General features: G+C 64.3%; 10 protein-coding genes. 5 read left to right on the forward strand and 5 right to left on the reverse strand.

Annotated features, from left to right (window positions below):
• Positions 1–25: 25 nt before the first annotated feature.
• Positions 26–997, reverse strand: coding sequence for a heavy metal-binding domain-containing protein (locus ASJ79_RS17885; protein ID WP_067957828.1), 972 nt, complete (start codon positions 995–997; stop codon positions 26–28).
• Positions 994–1,206, reverse strand: coding sequence for a heavy-metal-associated domain-containing protein (locus ASJ79_RS17890; RefSeq protein WP_011856847.1), 213 nt, complete (start codon positions 1,204–1,206; stop codon positions 994–996). The genes ASJ79_RS17885 and ASJ79_RS17890 overlap by 4 nt, the downstream gene beginning before the upstream one ends.
• Before the next feature lie 157 nt (positions 1,207–1,363).
• On the opposite strand from ASJ79_RS17890, the gene ASJ79_RS17895 reads away from it, so the two are divergent.
• From ASJ79_RS17895 to ripB, 5 genes are all read left to right on the forward strand, one after another.
• A complete protein-coding gene (locus ASJ79_RS17895; RefSeq protein WP_067957830.1) occupies positions 1,364–2,188 on the forward strand; it encodes an alpha/beta fold hydrolase in 825 nt (274 codons plus the stop codon).
• A 460-nt stretch (positions 2,189–2,648) separates the two neighbouring features.
• Positions 2,649–3,419: an AraC family transcriptional regulator gene (locus tag ASJ79_RS17900; RefSeq protein ID WP_067957853.1), complete on the forward strand. Its 771-nt coding sequence runs from the start codon at positions 2,649–2,651 to the stop codon at positions 3,417–3,419.
• Between the two features lie 47 nt (positions 3,420–3,466).
• Entirely contained in the window at positions 3,467–4,420 is a 954-nt protein-coding gene (locus ASJ79_RS17905) for a sterol desaturase family protein (RefSeq protein WP_067957856.1), read from the forward strand.
• A 367-nt stretch (positions 4,421–4,787) separates the two neighbouring features.
• Positions 4,788–6,011 (forward strand): Ig-like domain-containing protein, encoded by a 1,224-nt coding sequence (locus tag ASJ79_RS17910; RefSeq protein ID WP_067957833.1) that lies wholly within the window; start codon positions 4,788–4,790, stop codon positions 6,009–6,011.
• Between the two features lie 484 nt (positions 6,012–6,495).
• Complete coding sequence (gene ripB / locus ASJ79_RS17915) at positions 6,496–7,242, forward strand: NlpC/P60 family peptidoglycan endopeptidase RipB (RefSeq protein ID WP_046361656.1); 747 nt, start codon at positions 6,496–6,498, stop codon at positions 7,240–7,242.
• A gap of 62 nt (positions 7,243–7,304) precedes the next feature.
• On the opposite strand, the gene ASJ79_RS17920 is transcribed toward ripB, so the two are convergent.
• The 3 genes from ASJ79_RS17920 to ASJ79_RS17930 form a co-directional block, all read right to left on the reverse strand.
• Entirely contained in the window at positions 7,305–8,051 is a 747-nt protein-coding gene (locus ASJ79_RS17920; protein WP_197417640.1) for a response regulator transcription factor, read from the reverse strand.
• A 110-nt stretch (positions 8,052–8,161) separates the two neighbouring features.
• Entirely contained in the window at positions 8,162–9,424 is a 1,263-nt protein-coding gene (locus tag ASJ79_RS17925; RefSeq protein ID WP_059090335.1) for an MFS transporter, read from the reverse strand.
• Entirely contained in the window at positions 9,421–10,494 is a 1,074-nt protein-coding gene (locus tag ASJ79_RS17930) for a PLP-dependent cysteine synthase family protein (protein ID WP_067957837.1), read from the reverse strand. The genes ASJ79_RS17925 and ASJ79_RS17930 overlap by 4 nt, the downstream gene beginning before the upstream one ends.
• Between the last annotated feature and the right edge of the window lie 64 nt (positions 10,495–10,558).

Genomic DNA, 10,558 nt, shown 5'->3' on the forward strand with positions numbered 1-10,558 from the left:
CAGTTTCTGATTCGGACGGGATAGCTCAGTGCCCGCCGGCATGGCCGGCGTCACGCGACGGCTCTGAGGCGGGCTCGTTGGTGCCACCGGGTGCGGCGTCGACGACGAAGCTGGCGGTGTGCACGGTGTCCTGGACTTTGAAGTCGAGGTAGAGCAGGTAGCGCCCGGCAGTGGGTGCGGTCGCCGCGAACGACACCGCAGGCCCACCGGTGCCGCCCGGTACCGGCTCGGCCCCCTCAGGGTGCACATGTAGATACGCCAGGTCTCCCTCACGCAAGGCGACGAGATGGCCGTAAGCCCCCAGGTAGGGCTGCAAGGTCATCACCGGCCGGCCGTCGCGCGTGACTGTCGCGGTGAGTTCGTGGGAGACGCCCGCGGTGAGTGCACCGTCCAGTTTCACGGTGTATCCGGCGATTTCATCCACGGTGCGTGTGGCACTCGCCACCGCCGGGACGAACGCGCCGGCCACCTGCACGGTTCGGGTGAGGGTGAGTTTGGCGCTGCCCGCCCCTGCGGGTTGGAAGTCGGCGAACACGCGGTAGGTGCCGGCGGCGTTCCACGTCCACGGCGTTGACCACGTGCCGGTGGCCGCGTCCAGCCTTGGGTGCACATGGGCGAAGTGCTGGCCGTCGGAACGGACCACGATGAGGTGCAGTTGCTTGTCGTGCACGGTCGCGTAGTCCAGCAGCGGCGTGCCGCCCGGGTCGACGATGGTGAAGCTCATCGTTCCCCGATCGTTGGGTGCGCTGGGGGACCGCACCGGGCTCAGGACGTATCCGTCTTCGGCCAACGACAACCCCGGCGGGTCGGCGAAGGGATCGACTGGCGACGCCTGCTCGGTCGGCGGCGCGCTGTGATCCGCTGCAGCATCGGAAGTTTGGGTCTGGGAAGATGTCGCCGCGGTATCAGGGACGACCGCTGCGGCGGTGACGTATGCAGCCGTGAACGCCACTGCCAGTCCGGCACCAAACGCTGTCAATCGTCCCGCGGCGTTCATGCGACACGCACCGCCGAGTAGCCGGCCTCGTCGACGGCGTTGAGGATCTGCGCGTCGTCGACGGGACGGCTCGACGTCACGATCAGGGTGCCGGTTTTGGCGCTAACTTCGACGTCTTCAACTCCGGCGACCTCGCTGACCTCTTCGCGCACCGAGAGCTCGCAATGTCCGCAAGTCATTCCTGTGACGGCGTACGTGCTCGTGCTCATCACCGATCTCCTATCCTCGACGGGTGCAGATACCCCTACCGGGTATACGTAAGAGAGCATATACCCCTTGGGGGTATGCTTCAAGGGTTACTTTCCAGGGTCGTTGGTGTGGTGTCGACGCGGCGTAGCGCTATCCCGGAACGACGGGAGGGATCAGTTGGTGGTGCGCGCGTTACACGTCGGAGATGATGGCTGGCCCCTCATGGGGGAGGTCGTCGGGCGCGGCGAACTGATCATCATGCTTCATGGTGGGGGTCCGGATCACTACAGCATGCGACCGCTTGCTGACCGGCTCGCTGGCCAATATCGCGTTGCGTTGCCTGACATTCGAGGGTACGGAGCATCGCGTTGTCCCGACCCGACGTTGCACCGATGGGATCAGTACGTCAGCGACGTCATTGCGATCATTCACGCGCTCGATGACACCTGCGCCCACCTTGTCGGCGCCGGACTGGGCGGCACCATCGTTTTGCGGACGTGCCTCCAGCACCCCCGTATCGCCCGGTCGGCGGTGGTCATCAGTGCTGAAGCGATAGAGGACGATGCGGACAAAGCCGCAGACACCGATCTGATGGATCGTTTCGCCGAGCGTGCCCGTTCCCGCGGTCTGCAGGCCGCCTGGGAATTGTTCATTCCTGATCTTCAGCCGCTGATCGCCAACCTGGTCGCTGAGGCTATTCCGCGCGCTGACGCCCACAGTGCGGCGGCCGCGGCGTCAATCGGTCATGACCGCGCCTTTGCAACGGTCGAGGACCTCCGGCGCATCGACACTGCGACGCTCGTCATCGCCGGCGACGACATCCGTCACCCCGAGTGCTTGGCACACAGCCTCGCCACTGTCCTTCCACAAGGGGTTCTCGCCGAAGTTTCGATGTCCCGCCAATTTGTCGACGCTGAGGACATGGCACACGCTTTCGGCCCGGCGATCGAGAACTTCCTTCGCAGAACATCGGACCGGGACACTCGGGTCCATGAAGACTAGGCACTAAGGACGGCGGCAGCAGTGAGGGGCCTGACGCTCCGGCGGCAAGCCGCTCGGGGACAGCCTGTCGCGGTGCTGTCAGCCGCAGCAGGACTTTCCCTCGCCGGGCTTGCCTGAGCGGCGCCCACTAGTGACACGACCCACCGCGCACAAAGCGATGCATTTGGCGATCGACCGTGCGGTCTGGCTTTGGACGAGCTGCCGAAATCTTTCTTGTACGGTCACCAGCGATACGCCTTCCAGTTGTCGGGCTACCCGCCCCGGGTGATACAACGAAGGTACCCCTGAGGGGTATACGGTACAAGGGCGCCCGAGCTAGGCGCGGCGGTGGGTGACTGGCCAATGGCGCATATCCTGCATTACCCGTGGCGGCGGATGGCTCCACGCCTGATTCGATGTTCCCCGTTGCTGGCGCCGCGGTAAGTTGATTATTGGAAGGCCGTAGCATCGATTCGTGGCGATGATGCGGGATGGCGGTGGTATCACCGGTGAACCGCACTGGGGCGGGACGGCACTGCTGCGGCCTGGGGTGTTGGCGTTCACCGGATCGATTGGCACCACCGACCTACACGCCCACCATGCCGTCCAGATTGTCACCGCAACAACACCTTTCACGATGCGTGACGAGCACGGCAACCAGCATCGCGGCACCAAGGTGGTCGTGCCCGCCGATGCGCCACACCGGGTCGAAGTCGGCGCGCCGGAGGGCACCGTGGTGTTCTTGGAACCGGAGTCTGCCCCAGGGCGCTCGGCGCACTTGCGCGCGCTTCGGTCCGGCTGGACTGTTGCTCCGGTGTTGACGTTCACCCGCCGACGTCCGTTGGTCGTCGTGGTCGACGAGCTGATCGAACACCTCGCACCCGCCATGGCAGCTGATGAAGCAATGACGCGCCATCGCGCCGTCGATGAGGCGTTGCGGGTGCTCCCCGACCTTGTGGCTGCAGGCCCAGTCGGCGGTACCGAACTCGCGGCCCAGGTCGGTGTGTCTGCGAGCCGATTGACCCATCTGTTCACCGAACAGGTCGGCATTCCGCTGCGCCGCTACGTGCTGTGGTTACGGCTGCGGCTCGCCATCATTTGCGCGCACGCCGGCGATGACCTGACCGGCGCCGCGCATAATGCGGGGTTTTCTGACAGCGCCCATCTGACCCGCACCACGCGGGAGATGTTCGGGCTGGCGCCCTCGGCGTTGAGCCGGCACGTGTCCTGGGACCTCGACACCGCCGTGTAGCCGGATCATTCAAGCTCTGCCACGCCAGTAGCCGCGACGATCAGGTGGTGAGCACGAAGTCCCCGCCATTGACGGCGTTCACCGCGGCACAGGCGGTGGCCCGATACGGCTACGTGCCGGTCATGCTGCTCGGCCTCAACGGCGCCGGTGTGGCGTTAACCGCCGCCGGAGCCGCGAAATACTGGCTGCTGGCCGTGATGGCCGTCGCGATTGCCACCGCGTTGCTGGTCGAACGTGTCATTCCGTATGACCCCGAATGGAATCATGATCAGGCAGACAGCAGGCGCGACCGCATCCACGTCGCAGTCAACGAGACGCTGATCCTGGCCAGCGTGGCTGCCATTCCACTACTGGCGGCGGTCGTCCCGGCCCCGCAGCTGTGGCCGCGCACCTGGGCATTGCCGCTGCAGGTCCTCGCCGCGATCATGATTGCCGACCTCGGCATCACCGTGGTCCATGTGGCCAGCCACAAGATCGGCGTGTTGTGGCGTTTTCACGCCGTGCACCACAGCATCACCCGGTTCTACGGCCTCAACGGCCTGATGAAACACCCGCTGCACCAAACCGTCGAGATGGCCGCTGGTGTGGCACCGCTCATCCTGATCGGTCTGCCCGTCAACGTGGCCTCCCTACTCGCGCTCGCGGTGGCGATCCAGCTGCTGCTGCAGCACTCCAACGCCGATTACCGCGTGGGCCCCGCCAAGTACGTCTTGGCTCTCAACGAAGGCCATCGCTTCCATCACCTCAAGTGGGCCGGCATCGGCGACGTCAACTTCGGGCTGTTCACCCTGGTCTGGGACCACCTGATGCGCACCTACTCCTATAACGCCACCCGCCGATTCGACTCCACCCAGCTCGGCATGGCCGCGCACCCCGACTACCCCACCGCGTACGGGCGGCAGCTGATACACCCCTTCACCCCCGCCGGAGGGTGCAGCCTCAAGTCCACGACCGCGACGAAGGACCGCACCGCGACGAGACCAACACTGGAGCAGGGCTGAGAGGGACCAGCGTCTAGCGCTCCCGGACCGTGATTGCCTCAAGCGTTCCCGATCAGCCCAGAACGCGTACGAGACCCATAGCCTTCTACGTGGCCTATTGCGCGCCACGGTCCGAACGATCGACGAATAAAGGATCGGCAGCCCGTTCGGCGCCTGCCAGAGCTAGCCGGATGCCCTGTCGGGCAGACCAGTGCGCAAGTCTGCGTCTTTACTAAATCTTCATCGAAGGACTAAGAAAGCCAAATGACGCATCAGCACACTTGAACCATATGCGTGAACGGTGCACCGCCGCCCGCGAACGGCTGTCGCGGCGCACGCAGTGCCCGCTCGTCAGCGATGTCAACATTCGGATACGGAGACCACACTGATGCCGCAGGCGACTTGCCTCCCACCGTTTCGCAGGACGGCGAAGTGGCTGCGGACGGCCGTCCTGGCGATGGCGGTGCTGCTGATCGCGGCCGCGTGCAGCTCGTCGCCGGCCGCCGCGCCCCAGCCCGAGGTCATCACTGATAAAGGCACCCCGTTCGCCGACCTGCTCGTGCCCAAATTGCAGGCGTCGGTGACCGACGGAGCGATCGGTGTCGCGGTGGACTCCCCTGTTACCGTGTCCGCCGGTGACGGCGTTCTCGGCCAAGTCTCGTTGACCAACGAAGCCGGCGAACTCGTCGACGGACAGCTCAGCCCCGATGGCGTGTCCTGGTCGTCTGCCGAGCCGCTGGGCTACAACAAGCAGTACACCCTTCATGCCCAGGCCCTTGGACTGGGCGGCGCGACCACTACGACAGCGACCTTCGAAACCCACTCGCCCGACAACTTGACGATGCCCTACGTCCTGCCCAACGACGGCGAGACGGTTGGCGTGGGCCAACCCATCGCGATCCGCTTCGATGAGAACATCACCGATCGGATTGCGGCGCAGCAAGCGATCAACGTGACCACCAACCCCCCGGTCGAGGGAGCCTTCTACTGGCTCAATAATCGCGAAGTACGTTGGCGCCCGGCCGAATACTGGAAACCGGGAACAAAAGTCGAGGTGGCGGTCAACGCGTACGGCGTCAACTTTGGTGACGGGCTGTTCGGTCAGGATGACGTCACTACCCGGTTCACCATCGGTGACGAGGTTATCGCCACCGCCGATGACGCCACCAAAACGATGACTGTGCGGCGCAATGGTCAGATCGTCAAGACGATGCCCATCTCCATGGGTAAAGCCAAGACCCCGACCGATAACGGCGCCTACATCATCGGAGATCGTTACTCGTTTCTGGTGATGGATTCGTCCACCTACGGAGTTCCGGTCAACTCTCCTGACGGATACCGCACCGAGGTGGAGTGGGCGACCCAGATGTCCTACAGCGGGATCTACGTGCACTCTGCACCGTGGTCGGTGGGCAGCCAAGGCATCGCCAATGTCAGCCACGGATGCCTTAACGTCAATCCTGCCAACGCCCGTTGGTTCTACGACAACACCCGACGCGGCGACATCGTTGAGGTCATCAACACCACCGGCCCCACGCTGTCGGGGACAGACGGTTTAGGTGACTGGAACATCCCTTGGGATCAGTGGAAAGCCGGCAACGCTAACCTCTGAGACTCAGATCAGAAGCGGAGACTCACAACCGCCGCCTCCCAGTCACCTCGTGGCACCAGTTAGCGTGCCAGCAGGACGTTTCGCATCCACCGAACCGGGTTGCGAACTGCCAAGTGTCACCCAAGCATCGCGCCGTGGGGCCCACGCAGCACAGGTAGCGCAGCCCTTTCCGCTACGGCACCTTTGGTTTGCCGCCCTAGGTAAAGGCATTTTCACATGTCCGGACCACCGCTTATTTCGTAGCCTTTGCCATCGACGATCGACACTTTCAAGCACCCATTCGCAAAACACCATTAGCAATTTCAGCTGCCGAAGTTCCAGCATTGTAATTATGTTGCAGGTGTTACTGATGAGGCATATGTGAGTTAGGCTGATCTACGTATTCGCTACGTACATCGTTGCTGCACAGTACGGAACGCTCTGTTTCGCCTTTCTTGGCGAAACCAATCACCGGCGCTCCGACAGCCGAAAGAAAGAACGCCATATGGAACCGATGGCCCGATGCGTCCGCCCGGAGGAAGGCCGCGTATCTGCGGTCGGCTTTCGCCTGACTGGGGTGATCGTTGCCGTCGTCGCGACGGTACTTTTGGCGTGCACGCCAGCAGCCTCCGCCGAGCCGACAGGCGGTCCGTGGGATCCACTCCTGCCCAAGATCCCGAGTGCGGGAGCGCCCGGCGATCCGGTTGCCATCGCCAACGCGTCCTTGCAGGCGACGGCCGTTGCCACCCAGACTGCGATGGACTTGGGGCGTAGCTTCCTGAGCAGTCTCGGACTCGTCAGTCCCGCGGCAAGCCCCCAAACGAGCGTCCGCGGCAACCGTCTCTACGGTGCCCAGGCGATCGAATACGTTATCCGCAGGGCAGGAACGCAGATCGGCGTTCCCTACTCCTGGGGAGGGGGCAGCCTCACCGGCCCTAGTCGCGGTGTCGACCAAGGCGCAGGCACCGTCGGTTTCGACTGCTCAGGACTGACACGATTCGCCTTCGCCGGCGTCGGAGTACTGTTGCCGCGATGGTCCGGCGACCAGTACAACGCTGGCCGCAAGGTACCTCCCGCGCAAGCTAAACGCGGCGACCTCCTGTTCTGGGGGCCCGGCGGAAGCCAACACGAAGCGATCTACCTCGGCGGCGGAAAAATGATCGAGGCGCAACAAACCGGCGTTCCCATCAAGATTTCACCGGTGCGTACCGCCGGGATGACACCCTACGTCATACGGATTATCGAGACCTGACCCCGAACGCCTCCGCCAACAGCTTCCTCCCACCAAACGCCTTGTCTGCACCGGGTAATGGTTCAGCCGGCCAGACAGTAGCCGATGCCGCGGACCGTCCGGACATAGCGCGGACGAGACGGGGCGTCACCGAGCTTGCGTCGAAGATTGCCGATGTGCACGCCCAGTGCCGACCGCCCGCCGGGCTGCGTCGCCCCCCAAAGGACTTCCTGAAGTCGTCGGCACGTCACGGGCTCCCCTGGATCATCGGACAACACCCGAAGGATCGCGAACTCCGTTCGAGTCAGCGATATGACGTTGCCGCGCTGATAGACCCGCCGGACCCCCACGTCGATCACCAGATCGTCGACGTGGCGTCGCTGCGCGCCGCCGACCTCGCTGCGCTGGTGAGAACGCCTGAGCGTCTGCCGTATTCGCGTGTTGAGTATGTCGCGGGAGCCGATGGGAGCCACTCCGACGCGCGATATTAGTGGCGCCATATCTGTGTCGGCGAGCGCGACGACGCCGCAATGGGCGGCCTGGCGAACACGGTCAAGGACGACGGCGCCGTGCGCGGATGATCCCACGCACACCACCACCACATCGGGGTCATCGCCGAGCACCGCGGTGAGCGCTGCAGCATCTGAGCGTGCGACGTCGACGGCGAACTCTTCAGCGCGTAGGGTGCGGGCCAACATGTCGGCGTAGATGCGCCGAGGCTCAACCAGCAGAACGCGAATGCGCCCAGCGGCTACCGCCGGAGAGGCAACGCTGCCCGAAGCGGGGTGCGGCTCGATGGTCGTGGCAGTCTCCTTGCCAGCGTGGGCCATTCACGGCGTGAAGGCGTCTGCGCGGATGCTGGAACCAGCATATCGCCATCTACGTAGTTACTACGTAGATGACGATATGGGGTATCGAGCATGTTCGCGTCGTTGGGTGTTCAGCGCGGAGGTTGCGCGGAGGATGTCAGCTGTTCGGGTTGAAGTCGGCCCCGTCGGTCCAGCCGGAACAAGGCCGCGGCGGAGGCCAGCCCGATTGCCGACAGCAGAACCCACAGCAGCCAGGGTTGTCCGAGATCTCGGGCGGCCTGCATCAGCGAGCCGGTGGCCAGATTGCCGACAAGAATGCCGACTCCGACGATGGTGTTGTAGAAGCCGTAGTGCGTTCCGATGAGACGGTTGTTGGCCAATGAGACGACGGTGTCCATCTCGAACGGGAAGACCGCCGCCGACCCGACCGCCAGCACCGCCGTGGCGACGAGTAACGCGGTCGCGGCGGCGACTCTGCCTGCCCTGGTGTCATCAGGCAGCACGATCAGCGGCAAAAACGACGCCGCGAGGATCAGCATGCCGATCACCAGGGAGCGGCCGGCGCCCCAGCGGTGGGCGAACCATCGTGTGATCCGCATCTGGCCGAGGACGGCAACCAGACCCGAGACCACGAAGATCATGGCGGTGACAACGGAATCGTTGCGCGGAAACAGGTCTCGCGCCTGAAGCGGCAATGCCAGATAGACCTGGAATGACAAGACATACGACCCGATCATGGCCGCCGCGAAGAGCAGAAAGGAGCGGTTGGCCGCGACTGTTCGCCAGTCCTGCAGCACCGATGTCTTCTCGTCAGGTGTCCCCGCGGCGCGGTGGGGCAATGCTAAGAGTTGGGCCACGGTCAGCGCAGCGAACACGACCGCTGCGGCGGCAGCTGTCATTCGGAAATCGACGAACATCAAGGCCAGCCCGACAAGGGGTCCGGCCAGAATGCCCGCCTGATAGAACACGTTGAACACCGCGAAGGCTTCCACGCGCCGTGGGCCCGCGTCGGCCGCCAGATAGGCGCGCACCGCAGGATTGAACAGGGCGCCGGCGAAGCCGGTTGCTGCCGAGGCGATCAGAACCGCCGGTAGCGATTCAGCGAAGACAAGCAAGCCGAATCCTGCTGTCCGGAGGACACATCCGCAGACGATGAGCGGTTTGTAGCCCAGCCGGTCTGCCAGAGTGCCGCCGATGAGAAACATGCCTTGCTGGGAGAAGTTACGTACACCCAGCACCAGGCCGATGGCCCACGCGGCCAGCCCCAACGGGCCGGCGAGGTAGCCGGCCAGGTAAGGCATGAGCATGTAAAAGCCCAGGTTGATGCCGAATTGGTTGATCATCAGCATCCGACTGGGCCAACCAAAGCTGCGGAAGGCTGACAGCAGGGTCATCGTGACTGCCTCTCGGTGGGGTCGACAACGGTGGTGCATCGCGTCCACGCCGTGACTGTCTGGGTCATCGGGTCCTCAATGGTGGCGGGATGCCGTGGGAGCGCTGCGTCGAGCAGGCCGTGGGCGCGGCAGTAGTCGTCGTTGTAGATGGTGTCGAAGTAGCGCTGCGGACCGTCCGGGAAGATCGCTGCGACAGTGGCTCCGGCAGGGCTATTGCGTGCGACCCAGCCTGCAACTAGGGCGACCGCACCGACGCTCCAGCCGCCACTGGCGTAGTGGGTGGCCGCCAGGGTGCGGCATGCCCACACCGACTCCGCGGGGGCAACCCAATGCACTTCGTTGAACGCTTGGTAGTCGACGTTGCCGGGATAGATGCTCGATCCCAGGCCGCGCATGAGCCGAGAAGCCGCGGGCTGGCCGAAGATCGTCGAGCCCACCGTGTCGACGCCGATCAGCCGCAGCTGCGGGTTAAATTCTCGGAGGACGCGTGCGACGCCGGCCGAGTGGCCTCCGGTGCCCACCGAGCACACCAGGACATCAACGGCGCCGAGTTGTTCGTTCAGTTCCAACGCGAGCCCGCGGTAGGCCTCGACGTTATCGGGGTTGCTGTATTGATCGGGATGCCACGCGCGCGGGTCGGTGGCCAAGATCTTCTGCACGCGGTCACGGCGAGCCTGCTGCCAGCCTCCCTGTGGGTGCGGTTCAGTGACCAATTCGATGTCGGCGCCGAATGCGGCGAGCATATTCTGAATGATCGGCTCCATCCCGGGGTCGGTGACCAAGGTGACGGGGTGCCCGTAGACCGTTCCGGCTAGTGCGAGACCCAACCCCAGTGTCCCGCTGGTGGATTCGACTATGCGGGCGCCGGGGGCAAGTGCCCCGCGGGAGCGGGCGCGTTCGACCATGTGTAGCGCGGGTCGGTCTTTCATCCCTCCCGGGTTGAAGCCTTCGAGTTTGGCCCAAAAGCCCCGCTCTTCTGACGTGAACGGTGCGCTGATTCTCAAGACTGAACCGTCCTGGTCTGGATGGAGACCTCGGTTAGGCCACCTCCGGTGTTGAGGCGGCGTCATTACGGTACTGGGCCTCGTAGTCGATCGGCGACTGGTAGCTCAGGGAGGAGTGCAGGCGGTCGGT

Source organism: Mycobacterium sp. NAZ190054 (assembly GCF_001545925.1).
In the GTDB taxonomy this organism is placed as follows: domain Bacteria; phylum Actinomycetota; class Actinomycetes; order Mycobacteriales; family Mycobacteriaceae; genus Mycobacterium.

Bases quoted from the DNA above. Each gene is read 5' to 3' on its own strand.
- ASJ79_RS17885 (WP_067957828.1), bottom strand. From the start codon at position 997: ATGAACGCCGCGGGACGATTGACAGCGTTTGGTGCCGGACTGGCAGTG.
- ASJ79_RS17890 (WP_011856847.1), bottom strand. From the start codon at position 1,206: ATGAGCACGAGCACGTACGCCGTCACAGGAATGACTTGCGGACATTGC.
- ASJ79_RS17900 (WP_067957853.1), top strand. From the start codon at position 2,649: ATGATGCGGGATGGCGGTGGTATCACCGGTGAACCGCACTGGGGCGGG.
- ASJ79_RS17910 (WP_067957833.1), top strand. From the start codon at position 4,788: ATGCCGCAGGCGACTTGCCTCCCACCGTTTCGCAGGACGGCGAAGTGG.
- ripB (WP_046361656.1), top strand. From the start codon at position 6,496: ATGGAACCGATGGCCCGATGCGTCCGCCCGGAGGAAGGCCGCGTATCT.
- ASJ79_RS17920 (WP_197417640.1), bottom strand. From the start codon at position 8,051: ATGGCCCACGCTGGCAAGGAGACTGCCACGACCATCGAGCCGCACCCC.
- ASJ79_RS17925 (WP_059090335.1), bottom strand. From the start codon at position 9,424: ATGACCCTGCTGTCAGCCTTCCGCAGCTTTGGTTGGCCCAGTCGGATG.
- ASJ79_RS17930 (WP_067957837.1), bottom strand. From the start codon at position 10,494: ATGACGCCGCCTCAACACCGGAGGTGGCCTAACCGAGGTCTCCATCCA.